22 protein-coding genes and 1 pseudogene are annotated in these 18,524 nt (G+C 62.1%); 12 read left to right on the forward strand and 11 right to left on the reverse strand.

The window, feature by feature from the left end:
* The 4 genes and pseudogenes from GSQ89_RS38385 to GSQ89_RS07290 all read left to right on the forward strand — a co-directional run.
* Nucleotides 1-449, forward strand: a pseudogene (locus GSQ89_RS38385) (ABC transporter ATP-binding protein); the annotation flags it as partial.
* Nucleotides 446-1,684, forward strand: a complete 1,239-nt coding sequence (locus GSQ89_RS07280; RefSeq protein WP_158923477.1) for a hypothetical protein — start codon at nt 446-448, stop codon at nt 1,682-1,684. The pseudogene GSQ89_RS38385 and the gene GSQ89_RS07280, both read left to right, overlap by 4 nt.
* A gap of 25 nt (nt 1,685-1,709) precedes the next feature.
* Nucleotides 1,710-2,696: a class I SAM-dependent methyltransferase gene (locus GSQ89_RS07285; RefSeq protein WP_158923479.1), complete on the forward strand. Its 987-nt coding sequence runs from the start codon at nt 1,710-1,712 to the stop codon at nt 2,694-2,696.
* A gap of 75 nt (nt 2,697-2,771) precedes the next feature.
* Nucleotides 2,772-4,031, forward strand: a complete 1,260-nt coding sequence (locus GSQ89_RS07290) for a sulfotransferase family 2 domain-containing protein (RefSeq protein ID WP_216856047.1) — start codon at nt 2,772-2,774, stop codon at nt 4,029-4,031.
* On the opposite strand, the gene GSQ89_RS07295 is transcribed toward GSQ89_RS07290, so the two are convergent.
* The 5 genes from GSQ89_RS07295 to GSQ89_RS07315 form a co-directional block, all read right to left on the reverse strand.
* A complete protein-coding gene (locus GSQ89_RS07295; RefSeq protein WP_158923483.1) occupies nt 4,032-4,391 on the reverse strand; it encodes a DOPA 4,5-dioxygenase family protein in 360 nt (119 codons plus the stop codon).
* Nucleotides 4,391-5,929 (reverse strand): acyl-CoA synthetase, encoded by a 1,539-nt coding sequence (locus GSQ89_RS07300; RefSeq protein WP_158923630.1) that lies wholly within the window; start codon nt 5,927-5,929, stop codon nt 4,391-4,393. The genes GSQ89_RS07295 and GSQ89_RS07300 overlap by 1 nt, the downstream gene beginning before the upstream one ends.
* Entirely contained in the window at nt 5,926-7,098 is a 1,173-nt protein-coding gene (locus GSQ89_RS07305; protein WP_158923485.1) for an acetyl-CoA acetyltransferase, read from the reverse strand. The genes GSQ89_RS07300 and GSQ89_RS07305 overlap by 4 nt, the downstream gene beginning before the upstream one ends.
* A 303-nt stretch (nt 7,099-7,401) precedes the next feature.
* The gene (bamE, locus tag GSQ89_RS07310) at nt 7,402-7,788 is read right to left on the reverse strand and encodes an outer membrane protein assembly factor BamE (protein WP_158923487.1); all 387 of its coding nucleotides are present in this window, start codon (nt 7,786-7,788) and stop codon (nt 7,402-7,404) included.
* Nucleotides 7,789-8,737: 949 nt separating this feature from the next.
* Nucleotides 8,738-9,427 carry an alpha/beta fold hydrolase gene (locus tag GSQ89_RS07315; RefSeq protein WP_158923489.1) on the reverse strand — a complete coding sequence of 230 codons (690 nt, stop codon included), beginning with the start codon at nt 9,425-9,427 and terminating at the stop codon, nt 8,738-8,740.
* Nucleotides 9,428-9,598: 171 nt separating this feature from the next.
* On the opposite strand from GSQ89_RS07315, the gene GSQ89_RS07320 reads away from it, so the two are divergent.
* A complete protein-coding gene (locus GSQ89_RS07320; protein ID WP_158923491.1) occupies nt 9,599-9,847 on the forward strand; it encodes a DUF3297 family protein in 249 nt (82 codons plus the stop codon).
* A 13-nt stretch (nt 9,848-9,860) separates the two neighbouring features.
* Here the strand turns inward: GSQ89_RS07320 and GSQ89_RS07325 are convergent, their stop codons facing one another.
* Nucleotides 9,861-10,256, reverse strand: a complete 396-nt coding sequence (locus GSQ89_RS07325; RefSeq protein WP_158923493.1) for a type II toxin-antitoxin system VapC family toxin — start codon at nt 10,254-10,256, stop codon at nt 9,861-9,863.
* Nucleotides 10,253-10,483 carry a type II toxin-antitoxin system Phd/YefM family antitoxin gene (locus GSQ89_RS07330; RefSeq protein ID WP_216856048.1) on the reverse strand — a complete coding sequence of 77 codons (231 nt, stop codon included), beginning with the start codon at nt 10,481-10,483 and terminating at the stop codon, nt 10,253-10,255. Before GSQ89_RS07330 ends, GSQ89_RS07325 begins: the two co-directional genes overlap by 4 nt.
* Nucleotides 10,484-10,635: 152 nt before the next feature.
* Here GSQ89_RS07330 and GSQ89_RS07335 point away from each other — a divergent pair, with 152 nt between their 5' ends.
* Entirely contained in the window at nt 10,636-11,856 is a 1,221-nt protein-coding gene (locus tag GSQ89_RS07335) for a cytochrome P450 (protein ID WP_158923497.1), read from the forward strand.
* A gap of 1 nt (nt 11,857) precedes the next feature.
* On the opposite strand, the gene GSQ89_RS07340 is transcribed toward GSQ89_RS07335, so the two are convergent.
* A complete protein-coding gene (locus GSQ89_RS07340) occupies nt 11,858-12,220 on the reverse strand; it encodes a cupredoxin family copper-binding protein (protein ID WP_158923499.1) in 363 nt (120 codons plus the stop codon).
* A 13-nt stretch (nt 12,221-12,233) separates the two neighbouring features.
* Nucleotides 12,234-13,157: a metallophosphoesterase gene (locus GSQ89_RS07345; protein WP_158923501.1), complete on the reverse strand. Its 924-nt coding sequence runs from the start codon at nt 13,155-13,157 to the stop codon at nt 12,234-12,236.
* A gap of 134 nt (nt 13,158-13,291) precedes the next feature.
* On the opposite strand from GSQ89_RS07345, the gene GSQ89_RS07350 reads away from it, so the two are divergent.
* Together GSQ89_RS07350 and GSQ89_RS07355 are read left to right on the forward strand one after the other, a co-directional pair.
* Nucleotides 13,292-13,816: a sigma-70 family RNA polymerase sigma factor gene (locus GSQ89_RS07350; RefSeq protein ID WP_216856049.1), complete on the forward strand. Its 525-nt coding sequence runs from the start codon at nt 13,292-13,294 to the stop codon at nt 13,814-13,816.
* On the forward strand, nt 13,813-14,562 hold the full coding sequence (locus tag GSQ89_RS07355; protein ID WP_158923503.1) for an anti-sigma factor: 750 nt from the start codon (nt 13,813-13,815) through the stop codon (nt 14,560-14,562). The genes GSQ89_RS07350 and GSQ89_RS07355 overlap by 4 nt, the downstream gene beginning before the upstream one ends.
* 73 nt (nt 14,563-14,635) lie before the next feature.
* Here the strand turns inward: GSQ89_RS07355 and GSQ89_RS07360 are convergent, their stop codons facing one another.
* Both GSQ89_RS07360 and queC read right to left on the reverse strand, forming a co-directional pair.
* A complete protein-coding gene (locus GSQ89_RS07360; RefSeq protein WP_158923505.1) occupies nt 14,636-15,004 on the reverse strand; it encodes a Rap1a/Tai family immunity protein in 369 nt (122 codons plus the stop codon).
* Between the two features lie 13 nt (nt 15,005-15,017).
* Nucleotides 15,018-15,785 (reverse strand): 7-cyano-7-deazaguanine synthase QueC, encoded by a 768-nt coding sequence (queC, locus tag GSQ89_RS07365; RefSeq protein ID WP_158923634.1) that lies wholly within the window; start codon nt 15,783-15,785, stop codon nt 15,018-15,020.
* 48 nt (nt 15,786-15,833) lie between these two features.
* Here queC and moeB point away from each other — a divergent pair, with 48 nt between their 5' ends.
* From moeB to GSQ89_RS07385, 4 genes are all read left to right on the forward strand, one after another.
* On the forward strand, nt 15,834-16,652 hold the full coding sequence (gene moeB / locus GSQ89_RS07370) for a molybdopterin-synthase adenylyltransferase MoeB (RefSeq protein WP_158923507.1): 819 nt from the start codon (nt 15,834-15,836) through the stop codon (nt 16,650-16,652).
* Nucleotides 16,642-17,025, forward strand: a complete 384-nt coding sequence (locus tag GSQ89_RS07375) for a DsrE family protein (protein WP_158923509.1) — start codon at nt 16,642-16,644, stop codon at nt 17,023-17,025. Before moeB ends, GSQ89_RS07375 begins: the two co-directional genes overlap by 11 nt.
* A gap of 55 nt (nt 17,026-17,080) precedes the next feature.
* Nucleotides 17,081-17,866, forward strand: coding sequence for an SH3 domain-containing protein (locus tag GSQ89_RS07380; protein ID WP_158923510.1), 786 nt, complete (start codon nt 17,081-17,083; stop codon nt 17,864-17,866).
* Between the two features lie 192 nt (nt 17,867-18,058).
* Nucleotides 18,059-18,523 carry a response regulator gene (locus GSQ89_RS07385; protein WP_216856050.1) on the forward strand — a complete coding sequence of 155 codons (465 nt, stop codon included), beginning with the start codon at nt 18,059-18,061 and terminating at the stop codon, nt 18,521-18,523.
* Nucleotide 18,524 lies beyond the last annotated feature (1 nt).

Genomic DNA, 18,524 nt, shown 5'->3' on the forward strand with positions numbered 1-18,524 from the left:
ACCCGCGGCTCAGCGGGTTAGAAAACGTCACCTTCCTGGCTCGGCTCTACGGCGTCGATGAGCGTGAAGCCGCCGCCTATGTCGAGGAATTCGCCGAACTGGGCACGTATTTCCGGATGCCGGTCGGCACGTATTCGGGCGGTATGCGCGCCAGGCTGGCGTTCGGCGCGTGCCTGGCGATCCAATTCGATGTCTACCTGATCGATGAGGTCACGTCGGTCGGCGACGCGCGGTTCCGAGCCAAATGCCTGGATGCATTTCGGCAACGGATGGACCAAGCGGACGTCATCATGGTCACGCATGATTACGAAACGATGCGCGCCTATTGCGACATCGGCGCCGTGCTCCGCAATGGCACGCTGACGCTCTTCGACGACCTGGAAGTCGCAATCGATCAGTACGCTCGCACCATGTCGACCAGTCCGAACAGCACCATGGAGATAGCATGAACACCAACATCGCCTCCTCGGGCTATCGCCTGGATGCCACGGAACGTGCGACTCCGGTGGTGCCGTTGGACGTTCGGCTGCAGGTGGGGCCGGTCAGGCCGCGCGCTAGAAAACGGCGTTGGCGCATGGTCTCGCTGCTGCTGGCCGTTGTGCTGCCGACGGCCTTGGCCGGTATTTATCTGTATCGCTATGCCGACGATCAGTATGTGACTGAATTCCGCTTCAGCGTGCGGCACGAAGCGCCATTGCGGATGGATGCGACCGCGAGCAGCACGCTGCCGGCAGCGCTGGGTGGATCGACTTCGCCTCTGGCTGTGATCACCGATTCCCAGGTCGTCATTCAGTATCTCAAAAGCCGGCAGGTGATCGATGATATTGTCGCATCCGGCGTGGATCTCGATGCGATCTATGCGCGGAACGACAAGGATTTCCTGGCGCATCTTAAGCCCCACGCTTCGGCGGAGGAGCGTTTGCGTTACTGGCGGGGGATGATCGATCCGTTCTTCGACATGTCGACGGGTATCGTTTCGGTGCAGGTGCGTGCCTTCAACCCCACCGATGCCCAAATTATCGCCGCCACGGCACTGCGGTTGGCCGAGAAGCTGGTCAACAACATGGCAAGCCGCGCCCATGACGACGTGCTGACATACGCGACCCGTGAGGTCGGGACGAGCGAGGCAAAATTGAAGGCCACACAGGATACGCTCACATCATTCCGCAATCGTCATGCGGTCCTGTTTCCGGAGATGCAGGCGACGTCGGACACATCCGTCGAAGGCAAGGTGTGGGAAAACCTGATCGAGGCGAAGACCGCGTTCAATGCGCAACTCGCCGTGGGTGTTTCCGCCGATTCGATGCAGATGCGGATGCTGGGAAATCGGATCGCGGCCATGGAGACGGCATTGCGGGACGTTCACGGCCGCATGGCGCAAGCTGGTGCCGGTGGCGCATCGGATGCGTCACTGGCTTCGGTGATGTCGGAATATGACGTTCTCCATCTCGATCAGGAGATCGCCGCCAAGGTCTATGAACGGGCCCTGATGGCATTGCAGGATGCGAGGAACGCGGCTAGTCAGCAAAGCGTCTATCTGTCGGCTTTCGTGCGCCCCGCCTTGCCGCAGGAATCGATGTATCCGGTTCGCTGGCGGATCATGACAGAGACGGCATTGCTGAGTTTCGTGGCCTGGTGCCTGCTGCAACTTCTGTATCACGGTATTCGCGACCATATCGACTGAGCAATATAAAATGAGGTATTTTCCCATGGATATTGATGTCGTTTCCGACGCCGTCGGTTCGGATCAGCCGGTGTGCGGCCCCCTGGCCGATGCCTGGGAGACGCTGTCGGACTTCCAGGTCGTGGCTCCGGCGGACCCCAATGTATTCGCATACTTCCGGACCCTGGACCGGGTGTTGGCGGCATTGGGCGAATCCGGTGAGGTCGAGCCGGTCGAAACCGTCATGCTCCACGTCGATTACCTCGCCGACAAGGCCGGCTGTGATCCGTCGGTGGTCCTCGGCGGCGGCGATTTCACCACCCATCCGCAGATCGTCGCTGATGCATTGGTCAACATCAGTCTGGTTCTTCAGCAAAGCGTGCGGAGCCGGCCGGAACAACTGCCGGAAGGCGTTCCCGCTGACGTCTACACCCTGATCCTGGAAGCGGAAGCGAAGCTCGCCGGCTGGTGCTCGCGGGAAAAGGCATTGACGATCGCCCGCATCGTCCTGGAAGAGCGTCCGAAGACCTGCGTCGAGATCGGCGTCTTCGGCGGCCGCTCGCTCATGCCCTGCGCCGCCGCCCTCCGCCACAACGGCGGTGGGGAAATTTATGGGATCGAGGCGTGGAGCCCGAACGTCGCGATTGAGAACGCGACGAACGAGGCCAACGACGATTGGTGGTCCAAGATCGACTTCGCCGGCATCAAGCGGGAATTCTACCGCTTCGCCGCCGCGACCAACCTGACGCCGCACGTGCGGCTGATAGAGGCGCCGTCCGGACGTGCGGCCGGGCTGTTCGATACGATCGATTTCCTCCACATCGACGGCTCCCACTCCATGGTGAACGCCGCTGAGGACGTCATCCTGTACGCCCGCAAGGTCCGCAGCGGCGGCATCGTCGTGTTCGACGACGTCAACTGGGCGTCCACCGCGCCGGCACGGGACCTTCTGGGTGCCCTCTGCGATGTCGTGACGGTGCTCAAGGACCCGGCGAGCGGGCTGGATATCTGTGCGGTGCTGCGGCGGCGATAGAAAGCGATTTCAAAAACATTACGGGCTGGGACCGAGATGCTGACTGGACTATACAGGCGAATATTTCACTATCACATGAAGAAATGCGGGGGATCGACATTCAATCATTGGCTTGACACCCTGACGTTCGATGAACGCACCCATGCACTCGCGGGCTGCAAGGGCTATTCGGTCGTGGACTTCAGGCCGGACAGCGTGGGAACGATGCAGGAGATGGTCATCCCGTCGCTTGCGAAAGCGGTGTTTCATTGGAGCGACGTGGTGCACAGCCACGGACCGCTGCGCATGTATGCGCCGGACGACACGTTTTGCCTGACGATGCTCAGGGATCCGGTACAGCGCCTCATTTCGCAGTTTCTGGATTTTCGTCGCCTGCGCAGCATTGATATCGTCAACAGTCCGGCGGCGGTACAGGAATGTGTCGAGGACAGCCGCCATCTGCCCTTGCGCGATTTCCTGGAAAAACACGGACAACGTGGCGGCCGCAGATACCTCGACAACTACATGACACGGGCTTTGGTCGCCGGGCGCATCGGCAACCTGATCGACGATACGATCGATGCGGATCGTTTGTGTGAAGCCGCGCTGCTGAGCCTGGAAAAAGACTATGACCTTGTCGGGCTGACCGAACATCTGGACCTGAGCCGCAACGCCATGTGTTCGATGGTGGGATTGCCGCCGGCACGGCAAATCCCGACCATCAACATCACGCGCTCGGTCTTTCAGAACGATAAGGAATTGCGTGGCGCGCGCGACATCCTGAAAAGCCTGACGCGTGTCGATCGCGTGGTCTACGATCGGGCCCGGCAGTTGTTCGACCGGCGGCACAGGTTGGCGGCACAGTCTTACGAAATCGATATGTTTGAGAGCCACCACGCCGCCAGGCTGCTCGCCGAAGCGCGTGGGTCCGTCAGCGACGGCGCGACCCGCTATTCGGTGCGGGCGCCGATCGTCGGGTCGGGCTACCACGGACGGGACGGCGGCGGCATGGCGTCCTGCGCAGTCTGGACCGGCCCGGACACCCGCACGACACTTTACATGCCGACGCCGGCGAACATGCCACTGTCGCTCATTGTCTGGATACGCGGCTACGTCGACGCCCGTCAGCGCGACCAGCTTCGTGTGCGTGTCGATGGGCGGTCTGTTCCGCATTACTTCGGAGTCGCCGACGATTACGCCGACGTGCTGACAGTCGACACCTACTCCACCCGCGACTTCATCCGGTTGGAGATCGATCTCGATGAGACGCTGGAATCAGGCGACCCCGGTACCGAATTCCACGATGCCCGGGAGCGTGGCTTCGCCTTCGACAGCTACGGCTGGCGCCCACTGTGATCAGTCGCTTTCCCGCAGCACCTCGGTCTTGACCGGCAGCACCGCGCCCATCCACGTCGCGTTGATCGTGTGGTCGTCGCGCGGGCGGCCGGATTGGGGATGCAGCAGGACCGTCAGTCCCATGCGGTTCATCATCACGAACGGCACCAGGGTGGGGAACAGGTCTGGCACGAACTGGATCTGATACATCGCCTGCACATGCGGGCCAACCGGCACGTCGTGCCAGCGCCCCATGCGCACGGCAAACCGTTCCTCCACCCACTCTCGCAACTGTGCCGCTCGGTCGCGGCTGTCCGCGTCATAATAGACATGGATGTGGTAGTCGGTGATGCGAGCGGATTCGATCGGTGTGGTGGGCATCATGCGTCCTTTCGCAACAGATGTTTCACATCGCGCTTGGTAACCTTGCCATAGCCGGATTTCGGCAATTCCGGCCAGAAAACGAATTCCGCTGGCCATTTGTATTTTGCCAGCCTACCGTCCAGATGCGCCAGCAGGTCCCCCGGCGAAGCCTGTGACCCGGCCTCCAGCACCAGCACGGCCACCCCGGATTCACCCCATTTCTCGTGCGGCATGCCGACCACGCAGGCCTCGGCGACCGCCGGGTGCAGCAACAGCGCTTCCTCGATTTCCCGCGGATACACATTCGACCCGCCGGAAATATACATGTCAGACGCACGCCCGGTGATGTAGACGAACCCCCGAGCATCCGTGTGCCCCAGGTCGCCGGTGTGGAACCAGCCGTGCGCCGTGGCCTTGGCGGTCGCCTCCGGATTGTTGTGATAGCCCAGGAACACGCCCGGTCCACGCACGCAGATTTCGCCGGTCTCGGCCGGCTTCCCGTTGTCATCCAGGATCGCGATATCCATCCCGATGCGCGGGTACCCGCAGCTTCCTACCGGCATCTCGTCGTCGTTTTCACTGTGCAGCGCCGGCGGCAGCACGGTGATGTTGCCGGTGACCTCGCCCATGCCGAAATACTGCACCAGCACGCGGCCAAGCTTGCGCAGCGCATACACCTGATCGGCACGGTACATCGGCGCACCGGCATAGATGACGTAGCGCAGGGAACTATGGTCGTAACGGTCCACCGAATCGTGCCGCGTCAGCATGGTCAGGATCGTCGGCACGGTGAACATGTTGGTGACGCGGTGGCGTTCGACCAGGCTCCAGGCTTCCTCGCAGTCCAGCCGTTCTCCGGATAGCAGGATGGTGGCGGCGCCGCGTGCGATCTGCGGCAGGGCATGAACCCCGGCGCCATGCGACAGCGGCGCGACGACCAGCGAGGCATCCTGTTCCGTCGTCCCCGGCATCAGGTCGCACAAATGGTTGCAGACGACATAATCCATCTGCCCATGGGTCAGCACACCCGCCTTCGGCCGCCCGGTAGTGCCTGACGTATAGAAGAACCATGCCGGATGGTCGCGGTCCACATCGGCCGGCTGGGTCACGCGGCCGGCGAAACCGGCAAAGGCCTCCCAGTCGTCCGCACCATGGCCGCCGATCGAGATTTCCAGCCGGCAGGCCGCGTTTTCCGCACGTGCGGCCACGGCATGATCCGGAAACGCGCTGTCGAAGATATGGACAGTGGCACCGGAGGATTGCGCCAGATATGCGACCTCCGGCGGCGTCAGGCGGAAATTCGTCGGCACCCAGACCGCGCCCAGCATCCATGCCGAAAACATGGTTTCCAGCACGGCGTTGGAGTTCCTTGCATGCAGCAGCACGCGGTCGCTATGCCGCACGCCCCGCGCTGCCAGTGCCGCCGCCGCCGCCTGGACCCGGTCGCGAAACGACGCCCAGGTCCAGGTGTTCTCACGCCAGACGATCGCAGGCCGTTCGGGGAATCGCCGAGCGGTCTGGATCAGCAGCGCCGCGAGGTTGGTGGTCGGGATCAGCGGAGCGGTTCCAGGATCGAGACGTAGTTGGCCACGGCCGCACCGCCCATGTTGAACACCGCACCGAGGTCGGCCTTGGGCAACTGCATACCGGCTGGCGCCTCACCGACCAGTTGCATGGCGGTGATGGCGTGCATCGACACGCCGGTGGCGCCGATCGGATGTCCCTTGGCCTTCAACCCGCCCGACGGATTGATCGGCAACCGCCCATCCTTCGCCGTCCACCCCTCCAGCACCGCGCGGGCACCTTTGCCGGCCGGAGTCAGCCCCATCGCCTCATATTCCAGCAACTCGGCGATTGTGAAACAGTCATGCGATTCGACGAAGGACAGGTCGGTCAGTCCGATGTCGGCGGATTCCAAGGCGCGCGCCCAGGCCTGCGCCGCACCCTCGAACTGCGTGATGTCGCGCTTGCTGATCGGCAGGAAGTCGTTGACCTGCACCGCGGCCTTGAAGCGGACCGCCTTGCCCATGGCGCGCGCGGTTTCCTCATCGGCCATGATCAGTGCCACGGCGCCGTCGGACACCAGTGAGCAATCCGTCCGCTTCAGCGGCGGCGCCACATACGGGTTCTTCTCGCTGACGTTGCGGCAGAAATCGTAGCCGAGGTCCTTGCGCATCTGCGCGAACGGGTTGTCCACGCCGTTCTTGTGGTTCTTCGCGGCGATCGCCGCCAGAGCGTCCGACTGATCGCCATAGCGTTGGAAATACGTGTCCGCGATCCGTCCGAACACCCCGGCAAAACCGGCCGGGATGTCGGCTTCCTCCTTCTGGTAGCTAGCTTTCAGCAGGATATCCCCGACTTCCTTGCCTGGGGTCGCGGTCATCTTCTCCACGCCGATCACCAGCGCGATCTTACCCCGGCCCGACAGCAGGAAATCCCGAGCGCCATAGACCGCGGCGGAGCCGGAGGCACACGCATTCTCGAACCGCGTGATCGGCTTGAACCGGAGGTCCGGCACGTGCTGCAGGACCAGCGACGCCGGAAAATCCTGAGCCGAGAACCCGTTGTTGAACAGGCTGAGGAAGGTCGAATCGATCTCATGCGGCGCGATACCGGCATCGGCGATCGCGGCACCGGCGACGCGGCCGATCAGGGATTCGATATCGGGGTCTTCCAGCTTGCCGAATGGCGAGTGGGCCCAACCAACGATACAGGCTTCGGTCATGGTGGTTCCTTCCTCTGAATCTGGCATGGAAGATTAGCGGATTGGGGGAGATATGGCGAGGCTGCGGAGATTCGGTCATCAGCGTGCGGTTGGCGGGCCGATGGACATTTAGGATCGGTCGGGATGGATATCAAAATTATTTTCGATAATGTGCCTTGGCCCATTGATGTGATTCGTTAGTCCGATTTCGGCGGGCCGGCCGGCTCGCGCCTATTCAGGTTTGGTACAATATGCAGCAGAGCCGGCCATCGCTTTCATTCGTTTGTGCAATAGCAACTATATCTATATGGCTGGTCCTCTCCTCTATATCCGCGAGGCGGCGTGAGCGTTTTCCGTTCCGTATGCCTTAACGACTCCGTTTCTGTCGAAGGTTACGGTAAGCACGCTGGTATCCGATTGGGCGCCTCCAGCAAACATTCCCACAACAGGAACATAAGTCGCTGCATTCACCTGAGTTTTACTGTAACTATAGGTCCAAACCTCATCGCCATTCTCGGTAAATGATTTGCCATTCGGGGCACCAAACAGCATCTGGATGTCGGCTTCTCTGGACACGCCTTTCTGAATTTGCGCCTGCTTATTGGGGTCGGCAACTGCACTGGAGCCCATCTGGCTTCCGCCGCAACCAGCTAGTGGCAAAGCCACGGTACAAATCATGAGAGTGTTAGCAAGAACGTTCGCGATTTTCATTTTCTACCCTCTTTCTTACCTAAATATTAGACGCTTGAATCGGCCTTTATGACTTGGCAAATCAAACATCCAAGATGAAGCTTCTGATCGCCTCGATGGCATGTAATCTGGTACAAAATGAATTGTCAAGTGTAATAATATCGTGCGTTGGATCGATCTGGCTTTAACATTGATTGTATTGTCTGTTGGCCAAACCACTCAAGATGCTGAACGTGACGGGCAGCATACACTGGCTACACTAAACAATGATCGATTCGTGCGGATAGCGGCCCATTTTTGTGTCTACCGGATTGACGGTCGTGGGGCCGGAAGAGCCTGGCCAGGCGATGCCTAATTATAACCGCTCCAGGTCGTTGCCACGCCCAGGCCGTCACGGCCCAGCGCAGTCCCTGCCGGCTTCACGGATCTCGGGTTGCGGCTCCGGACATCATTGGGTGAGGACTTATTGCTTGCGATCAACGTTCGTGGGCGCCTCTCGGCCCGTATTCGTCTTTTCCACGGATTGTCAACGCAGAGATCGCAGAGACCGAGGAAAGGAATCGGTGGGGGCACGATCGATGTGTGTGACAGTCCGAACAGGCAAAAGATACCCCCGGCTCAAAGGCCCAAAATTCTTGTCAGCGCGCTCTGCGCCCCGCTCAGTGTTCTCTGCGTTTAGGGAGGAGGAAATCCCAGCACAAACGGTACCCGATTCAACCATGGTTCCGACGATCCATGCAGAAGCGGTAAACTGAAGATGGTTCACGTAGTCGCCGCCGCCCAAACGATTAATCGCCATGATGAAGATGTGTGCATGCGGCGGGACACAGTCCGGGCTGTGACGTAAAGACGGTGCGCCGCCCGACTCGTTTGTTGTCGGGCGTCGCCGCAATGTAGGCAGGCTTCGCTTCGGCGAAGGCAGGGCATGACGTGGAGGGCACCGCCGGTGTGTCGGTCTCAACGCGGTTCGCTACTCAATCATGATCAGCCCCGCCAGGGCCTTTGGTTCGGTCAGCATGGGGTAGTGACCGGTGTCGAGTTCATGCCATCTTGCCTTCAAGGTGTCCGCGGCCCGCTTCTGATGGCTGACCGGCGGATTGACGCTCTGGCGGCACCAGATGACCGAAGCATTCCAGGTCTGCTGCCAGAAACTGTCCAGCTTTACCGGCGACGCCATCGCGGCGATCGGGTGTGGGGTATAACGGGCCAGCGCCCATTCCTTCGTTGGGCCGTCCAGCGAGACGAACATCCGGTTGGCGGCGTCCTCATAGGATGGGCCGGTTCCGACATCGGTGGTCACCGCAGTCGGCCGTTTTACGTGGTCTGCGACGGTTTCCCCATTGAACAGCGCCAATGCATCGGCGAGGACGATGCGGCCGATCCGATCGCGGGCAGTCTCGGCGACACGGGCGGCGACCATGCCGCCGCAGCTTGTGCCAACCAGAACGATGTCATGCAGATCCTCGAAGAATAGCATCTCCGAAATTTCCGCCGCCTGGGTTTCGGTATCGATCCCCGGCCGCAGCGCATGACGGCGTTCCCCACAGCCGTCCAACGTCGGTGTGAAGACCGTATGGCCGGCGGCGCGCAGATGCGGCGCCACGTGCTGCCAGATCCATCCGCCCTGGTAGGCGCCGTGCAGCAGGACATAAGTCGCCATGTGCGTTTTCTCCCCCTCATTCTTGGCCCGAGATCAGCACAGGACGGCAGCAGACGCCACTCGTCGTTGATCGCTGCGGACCCGGGGATCGACCAGCCTATGGAATGTGGACATGGACAGCCGCGTCCGGGATCGGTATCGGGCGTCGCTTGATCGCCTGGAGGTTTCCTCATGCCCGATGTCCCGCCCGACCGCCTGTCCAACGACCCCACGAGCAAATTCTATGATGAGGATGCCTTGCGCCGCGGCATCGGCATCCGCTTCAAGGGTGTGGAAAAGACCAATGTCGAGGAATATTGCGTCAGCGAGGGCTGGGTCCGCGTCGCTGTCGGCAAAACCCTCGACCGCCGGGGCAAGCCGTTGACCATGAAGGCCAGCGGCACGGTCGAACCCTATTTCCGGGATATTCCGACGGAATAGGCGGTGTGGCTGCTCACACCAGGATGATTGAGTCGCTGTAGGCGGCAATTTTTTGGTCATGGGTGACAAGCCGCAACGGGACTGCCATGGCCTGGGCAACGAGTAGGCGGTCGAACGGATCACCGTGCAGTGGCGTCAGGGTTTCGACCGCGGCAGCGTGGGCCGGCGAGATGTCCAGCATTTCGAAGCCCGCCTCCCGGAAAAAACCCAATGCTTCATCACCGGAGATCGGCATGTCGTTCACGCTGCCCCGAGCCAATGCGTGCTTGATGGCGATTTCCCAGATCGTGGCGGCGCTGACGACGATCGCGTTGTCAGGATCATTGATGAGATTTCGCGCTTTGACCGAAAGATTGGGATGATCGGCGATGGCCCAGATCGCGATATGCGTATCAAGCAACAGCCTCATACACTGGTACCGTCGAACATCGCCGCGACGGCAGCGTTCTCTGTGTCAATGTCTTCAGGCACCCGAAATTTGCCCTTGGCGACGCCGATACGCTTGCCCCCGACGGAAGGCCGGATCGGCACCAGGCGAGCGGCGGGTCGGCCGTTACGGGCAATGACGATCTCGGTTTCCACGCCGGTCTCGACCGCTTCCACAAGGCGGGAAAGGTTTGATTTGGCTTCCAGCATGTTAAATATCGGCACGATCGACTTCCTTAGCCAGACCAGACTAACCTAATTATTCCGATCGCGCCCGTCAAGCCGCATCTTTCCGCCAATGCGCGATTTTGCCGGGAAACGTGGTATCCTCGGACATCAGACATCCACAACAGGACCTTTTCATGTCGGCGACCGAGGCTCCGCCATTCGACGTCCGTGATCCGGCCTTTCTGGCGAATCCGTATCCGGTATTCCACCGGCTGCGCACCAGCGCCCCGGTCTACCGGGCGCCATTGGGTCGTTGGTTCATCACCCGCTACGACGACGTCGCCCAACTTCTGCGCGATCGCCGCTTCGGCAAGGACTACGCCGACCCGGACGCGCTGATGCGCCGTTTCGGCCCAACCGCCTTGCAGGAACCGGCGGTGGTCGAACTGACACACATGATGTTGATGCGCGATCCTCCCGATCACACACGGCTGCGCGGCCTTGTCGTGAAGGCGTTCACCGCCCGCCGGATCGAGGCCATGCGCGCGCGCGTTCAGGACCTGACCGACCGCCTGCTCGACAAAGTCATCCCCCTCGGTCGCATGGATATGATCCGCGATCTGGCATTTCCATTGCCGGTGCTGGTGATCTGCGAATTGCTGGGTATTCCGGAGGAGGATCAGGTCCGCTTCGTCACTGGCTCCAGCACCGGCGCGGCGCTGTTGAACCCGACACCGCCCTCCCGAACCGAACTGGATGATGCGAACCGTGGCTCCCTGGAATCCGGTGCCTATTTCGAAGCACTGTTCGAGCAGCGGCGGCGGGATCCTCGCGACGACCTGGTCACCCAACTGGTGCAGGCCGAAGAAGCTGGGGACCGACTGACGACGGCGGAGTTGCGGGCCAACGTCAACCTGCTGTTTGCCGCCGGGCATGAAACGACGGTGAACCTGATCGGCAACGGGTTCCTGTCGCTGCTGCGCCATCCGGAGCAATGGCGGTTGCTGCGCGACAACCCCTCGCTGATCTCGAATGCGATCGAGGAGATCCTGCGCTTCGAATCCCCTGTTCAGGCGGTCGCGCGCACGGTGGCGGAGCCGGTCGAACTGAGCGGCGTCGTTTTGGAGCCGCCCGCCATCGTCGTGGCGCTGATCGGCGCGGCCAACCGGGATCCCGCCGTATTCGGGAATCCCGATCGGTTCGATATCACTCGCGAGGATATTCGCCCGCTATCCTTCGGCGGCGGGATTCATTTCTGCCTCGGTGCCCAATTGGCGCGTATCGAGGCGGCAGTGGTGTTCGAGACTGTTCTGCGCCGCTTGCCGGACCTTCGGTTGGAGAAGCCGGACCAACCTAAATGGCGGTCCAGCTTCACCTTGCGTGGCTTGACCGAACTACCGGTGGCCTGGGGATAAGTTATTTCACCACGACCTGGCCGTGCATGAACGGATGCAGGCCGCAGATATAGGCGAACGTTCCGGCTTTATCGAACTGATACGAGAACGTCTTGTCGGTATCCAGCGCCTTGGACCGAACTCCGAGCGCGTTGAGAACAATGCTGTGTGGGATGTCGTCCTGATTGGTCCAGGTGACTTGGGTGCCCTTGGTGATGGTCAGTTTTTCCGGTCCGAACTTGAAGTTGTCGATCTTGAGCTGAGCCGAGTCATCGGATCGCGCGATAGCCGGAAGTAGCAGGCAAGCGAGCAACAGTCCCGAACGAACAGCTCGGGATTGCAGCAGATCGCGCCGGCCGTTGAGGAGGGAACGCAAGGTTTTCATTTGAACGACTCCCTCAACCCGCCAGTGGTGTATCGACGATGGCAAGCGGCGACTTCGTCGACACCAGGCTGATCCGAGCGGTGCCAAGGAAATTCTTCAGTTCGCCGGCTGGTACGGGATATGGGCCGGGGCCCTTGGCGACGCCGGGCACACCCTGCGGGAAGGCGGTGGAGCGGGCGGTGTGGAAGGCGACCTGCCCCTCGATCTTCTGCATCACCTGATGGATGTGGCCGTTCAGCACGGTGACGGAGCCGAAGCGCTTCAGGTAGGACAGCGCCTGGCCGCCATCTTTCGTGCCCCAGCCCCAGTCCTGATAGACGATCCACAGCGGCACATGAGCGAACACCACGATCGGGGTGCTGGAGGGCAGGCCCTTCACGTCCTTCTCCAGCCATTCAAGCTGCGCGTTTCCCAAATCGCCCAGGCCGTTGCCTTGCAGGTTGACGACATTGACCAGCCCGATGAAGTGGACGCCTTGGGCGTTGAAGCTGTACCAGCCGTCGCCGTGCGTACCCTTGCCGTAGCGGTTGAGGTAGCTCTTGCCGTTGTCTTCCAAGATGTCGTGCTCGCCGGGCACGGTGTAGGTCTGCAATTTCGTTGCCGTCAGCAATTGGGCGCCGGTGTCGAACTGTTCGGCCGTCGAAAGATGGGTGATGTCGCCGGTGTGGATCAGGAAGGCGGGCTTATCCGCCATGGAGGTCACGTGACCCAGTGCCTCCTGGAACGTGCCGGCGACGTTGGCGTTCACCGGTTTGTCGAACCCCAGATGGCTGTCGCTGACCTGGGCGAAGGAGAAGCCGGTCTCCGCTGCCTCGGCCTGGCCGATGACGTGGGATCGGGGGATGCCGCCCGCGACGGTCCAGACCATGGCGCTGCCGGCCCAGGTCATGCATTTCAAAAACCCGCGCCGGTCGGGGTTGTGTAGGTCGGTCGTCATGTTCGCGCTCCTTGGTTGATCCGAACGCATTACCGAGACCGCCTCGCCGTTATTCCGCGTGAAAAAAAGATTTATGGCCGGGAATAATGGGCACGGTTCGCCGGTATGATCTCTGCTTCGCATGGATGGATGCTTTGGCGATCGATGCTCGCAACCGACGATTCGAACTGCTGGCGATGCCGCATCTGGATGCGGCGTTCAATCTCGCCCGTTGGCTGACCGGCAACACGGCGGACGCCGAGGACGTGGTGCAGGACGCCTATCTGCGCGCCTTCCGCTATCTGGATACGTTCCGCGGTGAAAATTTCCGGGTGTGGCTGCTGACCATCGTTCGCAACAGCTTTCTGGACTGGCTGAAGGACAACCGCTCGGGACGTCAGCTATTTCAGCCTGCCCCCGCCGACCTGGAATGGACCGATCCAAACCCGAGTCCGGAAGCGTTGCTGCTCGACCGCGTCGATAGCGAAACGCTTAGCGCACTGGTGGCACAACTCCCCGCGGAATATCGGGAGGTGCTGATCCTGCGCGAAATCGAAGACCTTTCTTACAAGGACATCGCCTCGGTGACGGGTATTCCGTCCGGCACGGTGATGTCGCGCCTGTCCCGCGCTCGGCTGGCGTTGCGGAAGGCATGGATCAGCAACGAGAAGAGGCCATGAACCACGACCGCGCCAAGCATCTGCTTTACGCCTACGCGGATCGCCAGATCGGTATCATGCGACGCTTCTTCCTGCGTCGGCACGTGACCGGTTGCCCATCGTGCCTGGCTGAATTGGAGACGATCCAGGCGACGCGTTCGGCATTGCGCACAAATCTGCCGATGCACCGCGCCCCGCCGGCACTGGCGGCACGGATCGCGTCAGCGCTGCCGCGCGAGATGGCACCGCCTATCCCGCGGCAGAGGCTTCACTTCGGTTTCGCAGGTGGCTCGCTGGCCGGCGGACTCGCTGGCGTTGCACTGACCCTGGCTGTGACGCGTGTGGTGCCGCCGGCAGACCCGTTGGTCGCCGACGTAGTGGCCGACCACGTGCGCTCGATGATGGCGGACCACCTGACCGACGTCCCGACCAGCGATCAGCATACGGTCAAGCCATGGTTGTCCGCGCGCCTGGATCTATCACCGGTGGTCAAGGACTTCGTCGCCGAGGGGTATCCCTTGATCGGCGGCCGGCTGGATTACGTCGATGGCCACAGAGCGGCGGCGATCGTCTACCGGCGCGACAAGCATGTGATCAACCTGTTCGCGTTCGTGGCGAACGATCGTTCGGACGCGCCGCTGCGGCTGGACACAAGGGATGGCTTCAATGTCGTCCGGTGGCGGACGGGCGGCCTGTCCTACGTTGCCGTATCAGATGTGGAGGCCGCCCAGTTGCTGGCTTTCGTGCATTTGGTCGAGAGCGGTTAAAATGGCGTCACAGTGACGAGAAACACAGCCGCCCCGTGATGGGGCCGCTGTGTCCAGTCAACACGACGCTCCATCACTTGCAGGGGAAGCGCTCGCCCAGGAAGCGGAACAATCCCTCGGTTGACGGGATCGAGCGGCGGTCGGGCATTGCGCGCACCCAATTTACGAACTGGTTCATCGTCTCCTCGCGGCTGGGGGACGGTTTCGGGAAGCAGAACGGCTTCTTGTCGCCGGCGTGGCTGAGTTCGACGTTGATCGCGCCCTGGGCAAAGCCGTGACAGAAGTTGATCTTTTCATCGGCCCCGGGTGAGTGCGGGGCGACGCCGCAAACGTCGGCCAGTTCGCCCGCCGTGTTGGTACGGATCGGCAGTTGCTGTGCCGCTTGGGCGCCTGCCGTGGCCAGGCCGGCTGCCAGGAATGCGGCTACGAACAAATGTCTCATGCGGTATCTCCCATCAGGAAAAGTCGTGCCTTGGATCAGATGACGGGCCGCCGGCATCCATCCAACGCTCCCATCCCTGGGCGCGTAACAGACAGGCCGGACAGGTCCCGCAGCCGAATCCCCAGGCGTGACGATTGGTGCGGTCGCCCAAATAGCAGGTATGGGTGCGTTCGCGAATGACCTCCACGAGAGGCTGTCCGCCGAGGTCGAACGCCAACGCCCAGGTCGCGGCCTTGTCCCGCCACATCAGCGGCGTCTCCAGCACGAAGCGGCGCTGCATCCCCAGGTTCAGCGCGAGTTGCATCGCCTTGACCGTGTCGTCACGGCAATCGGGGTAGCCGGAGTAGTCGGTCTCGCACACGCCGGTGACGATGCGGCGCAGGCCGCGGCGATAGGCAATGGCGGCGGCACAGGTCAGGAACAGCAGGTTGCGGCCCGGGACGAAGGTGTTGGGCAGACCGCCTTGGTCCATCTCGATCGCGATGTCTGCGGTCATCGCGGTTTGACCGAGACCGGCGATCGTCGCGGTCAGGTCGACGATGTGATCGACGCCAAGGCGCGGTGAGGCAAGGGCCTGACGGACGGGCTCACGGCAGTCCATCTCCACACCGTGACGTTGGCCGTAGTGGAAGCCGACGGTTTCGACGTGGGAGTAGCGGGTCAGTGCCCAGGCAAGGCAGGTGGAAGAATCCTGTCCGCCGGAGAAAAGCACCAGGGCAGAATCCTCGACCCGATCCGTCTTCACCGCGACGGGCGTTCGCGTGGGCAGGCCATGGCGCATCATCTGTCCCCCTGTCATCTGCCGGCGTGTCATCCTATCATCAGAAGCATGGACGTCGATTTCACGGAAGACGAAATCCAGCGCTACTCCCGCCACATCCTGTTGCAGGAGGTCGGTGGCATCGGCCAGGCGAAGCTGAAAGCGGCGCGGGTGCTGGTGGTGGGCGCGGGCGGGCTGGGCTCGCCGCTGATGCTGTATCTGGCGGCGGCTGGGATCGGGACGATCGGCGTGGTCGATGACGACGTGGTCGATCTGTCCAATCTGCAACGGCAGGTCGCACACACGACCGACCGCATTGGAACCGCCAAGGTCGCCTCCGCCGCTCGGGCTGCGACGGCGATCAACCCTGATCTGCGCGTGGAGGCGTACGAAACGCGGCTGAGCGCAGACAACGCCCTGGACCTGATCGGTCGCTACGACATCGTGTGCGACGGCACCGACAATTTCGACACGCGCTTTCTGGTGGCCGACGCCTGTGCGCTGGCGAAGCGGACGCTGGTATCCGCCGCCGTGCTGCGGTTCGACGGCCAGCTTTCGGTCTTCAAGCCGCATGAAGGCGGCCCATGCTACCGCTGCTTGTATCCGGAGCCTCCGCCGGCGGGCATGGTGCCGAGTTGCAGCGAGGCCGGGGTGCTGGGCGCGGTGACCGGGGTCATGGGCACGTTGCAGGCAACCGAGGTGCTGAAGGAAATCCTGGGGATCGGCGAGACGCTGTCCGGGCGGCTGCTGGTTTGGGATGCGTTGGCGACTCGATTCCGGACCATCAAGCTGCGACCTGACCCGACCTGTGCCCTGTGCGGGCCGGATGCGACGATCAAGGACCTGAGTGCGCACGGCATCCCGGAAGGACCGGCCTGTGCCATCTGATCCGACGCTGGGGGTGCTGCTGCTGTCGGGGTCACATGATCGTGCGCACTATGCTTTCGTCGTCGCATCGGGGGCGGCCGCGCTGGGCCGGACGGTCGTGCTGTTCGCGACCAACAAGGGGTGTCTGGCGCTGTGCCAGGACTGGTCCGGCCTGTCGGATGCGGGGCGGGATGCGGCGATCCAGGCCCGCGGCGTTGCCGGCCTGGACACACTGCGGGAGGCCAGTCTGGAGATGGACGTCCGGATGATCGCCTGTGAGGCGGGATTGCGGGCCGAGGCGCTGGACACTTCGCTGCTGCTGCCCCAGGTCGAGGTAGCTGGTATCGCAACTTTTCTGTCCGCCGTCGGGGCTGGACAATTCATCACGATCTGAGTCATGGGCAAGCATGTGCTTGACCCAATTCGGCGCGGCTTGGCAGGAATAATCCATGCGTTTTCCCGTACGGGTTCTTCTGGCGTTGGTGTTGCTTCCGGCGATTGGCGGCGGTCTGGTCCGAGCGCAGAGCACGACGCCGTCTGACACACTTCGGGTTCCGTCGCATCCATCGCGCGCTCAGCCCGTGAAACCGCCCGTTGCGGCGCCGAGACGGCCGGTCCGTAAGACGGAGGGGACCAAAACACCGGTCGTGCCGCCGCACGGCCCGACACGTCCGCAAAAGGCGGTTGCCGCCGTGGAATCCGGAAAACCGGTGCCGCCCCGGGTCGCGTCGCCCGTCGTTCCGACTCAGCCTTCAGTTGAAACCAAGGCTGCCCCGGCCGAAAAGCTGCCCGATCCTGAAACGCCCGAGGGCGCTGCCGCGAAACTGCCTCGGTTCGTTTCCCTCCGTTCTGACGACGTCAACATGCGGGTGGGACCGGGGACCCAATATCCTATCGAATGGGTTTACAAGCGGCGCGATCTGCCGATGGAAATCGAGCGGCAATTTGAGGTTTGGCGGTGGGTGCGCGATGCCGACGGCATCCAGGGATGGGTGCATGAGGCGACGCTGATGGGGCGGCGCAGTTTCATCGTGCAGAAGGTCGACGCGACTCTGCGGGCGGATGCCAGCGAGACTGCCTCGGCGGTCGCCATCCTGAAGCCCGGGGTAATCGGCCGTATCCGGTCGTGCAAGCCCGCGTCCGACTGGTGCGATGTGCAGACTGGATCGTATCGTGGATACCTGCGGCGGGATCAGTTCTGGGGGGCACTTCCGGGCGAGGCGATCAATCCTTGATCGGTGCGACCTTGTGGCGGCCATGCTGGAAACGATTTTTTCGAAATTAACGGTCTTTCACGGAAAAATGCCGTAATGAAACGCAAAACTACCTGTCGCGTGGCTACCCTGATCCGAGCCTAAATACCAGACTGCGATCGTTAGCCCAGCCAAACGCCGGGTTCGTTCGCAGAAGGCAGAAAAGCAATGAATATGATCGCTTCCAGGCCTCTAACTCAGGATCACGACTTTCCAGGCACGATGACCGTGGCGCTGCAGGGTGTCGTCGTCATCGTCAGTGACGATCCGGGGACGATCGGGAAGGTCGCGCCGGTCTGTGAATTCCTTGAACTGCGTGTGGAAGTCGTTTCGGCCGGCGTGGACTTGACCCAGGCTCTGCGGGAGCATCGCCCGATGGCGGTGATCAGCGATGTGGACGGCGAGGAGCAGGATGGTTTTCACACCATGAAGGTGATCGCGCGTTACAACCGCGACCTGCCGATCATGCTGCTGACGGGCGGCGACTCGGTGCTGATGGGCGCCGCGGACGCGGTGCAGGATATGTGGGGCCTTACGTCGGTCACCCGCACGAGTGGTTTTCCCATGGCGGGCCAGCTTGTCGCTTTTCTGTTCGGCGCCGGCCGGCGGACCGGCGGCATGCGGCTGGTGCCGATCTGAT

The organism is Acidisphaera sp. S103, from assembly GCF_009765975.1.
Classification (GTDB): Bacteria; Pseudomonadota; Alphaproteobacteria; order Acetobacterales; family Acetobacteraceae; genus Rhodopila.

Bases quoted from the DNA above. Each gene is read 5' to 3' on its own strand.
- GSQ89_RS07280 (WP_158923477.1), top strand. From the start codon at position 446: ATGAACACCAACATCGCCTCCTCGGGCTATCGCCTGGATGCCACGGAA.
- GSQ89_RS07285 (WP_158923479.1), top strand. From the start codon at position 1,710: ATGGATATTGATGTCGTTTCCGACGCCGTCGGTTCGGATCAGCCGGTG.
- GSQ89_RS07290 (WP_216856047.1), top strand. From the start codon at position 2,772: ATGAAGAAATGCGGGGGATCGACATTCAATCATTGGCTTGACACCCTG.
- GSQ89_RS07295 (WP_158923483.1), bottom strand. From the start codon at position 4,391: ATGCCCACCACACCGATCGAATCCGCTCGCATCACCGACTACCACATC.
- GSQ89_RS07305 (WP_158923485.1), bottom strand. From the start codon at position 7,098: ATGACCGAAGCCTGTATCGTTGGTTGGGCCCACTCGCCATTCGGCAAG.
- bamE (WP_158923487.1), bottom strand. From the start codon at position 7,788: ATGAAAATCGCGAACGTTCTTGCTAACACTCTCATGATTTGTACCGTG.
- GSQ89_RS07315 (WP_158923489.1), bottom strand. From the start codon at position 9,427: ATGGCGACTTATGTCCTGCTGCACGGCGCCTACCAGGGCGGATGGATC.
- GSQ89_RS07320 (WP_158923491.1), top strand. From the start codon at position 9,599: ATGCCCGATGTCCCGCCCGACCGCCTGTCCAACGACCCCACGAGCAAA.
- GSQ89_RS07325 (WP_158923493.1), bottom strand. From the start codon at position 10,256: ATGAGGCTGTTGCTTGATACGCATATCGCGATCTGGGCCATCGCCGAT.
- GSQ89_RS07330 (WP_216856048.1), bottom strand. From the start codon at position 10,483: ATGCTGGAAGCCAAATCAAACCTTTCCCGCCTTGTGGAAGCGGTCGAG.
- GSQ89_RS07335 (WP_158923497.1), top strand. From the start codon at position 10,636: ATGTCGGCGACCGAGGCTCCGCCATTCGACGTCCGTGATCCGGCCTTT.
- GSQ89_RS07340 (WP_158923499.1), bottom strand. From the start codon at position 12,220: ATGAAAACCTTGCGTTCCCTCCTCAACGGCCGGCGCGATCTGCTGCAA.
- GSQ89_RS07345 (WP_158923501.1), bottom strand. From the start codon at position 13,157: ATGACGACCGACCTACACAACCCCGACCGGCGCGGGTTTTTGAAATGC.
- GSQ89_RS07355 (WP_158923503.1), top strand. From the start codon at position 13,813: ATGAACCACGACCGCGCCAAGCATCTGCTTTACGCCTACGCGGATCGC.
- GSQ89_RS07360 (WP_158923505.1), bottom strand. From the start codon at position 15,004: ATGAGACATTTGTTCGTAGCCGCATTCCTGGCAGCCGGCCTGGCCACG.
- queC (WP_158923634.1), bottom strand. From the start codon at position 15,785: ATGCGCCATGGCCTGCCCACGCGAACGCCCGTCGCGGTGAAGACGGAT.
- moeB (WP_158923507.1), top strand. From the start codon at position 15,834: ATGGACGTCGATTTCACGGAAGACGAAATCCAGCGCTACTCCCGCCAC.
- GSQ89_RS07380 (WP_158923510.1), top strand. From the start codon at position 17,081: ATGCGTTTTCCCGTACGGGTTCTTCTGGCGTTGGTGTTGCTTCCGGCG.
- GSQ89_RS07385 (WP_216856050.1), top strand. From the start codon at position 18,059: ATGATCGCTTCCAGGCCTCTAACTCAGGATCACGACTTTCCAGGCACG.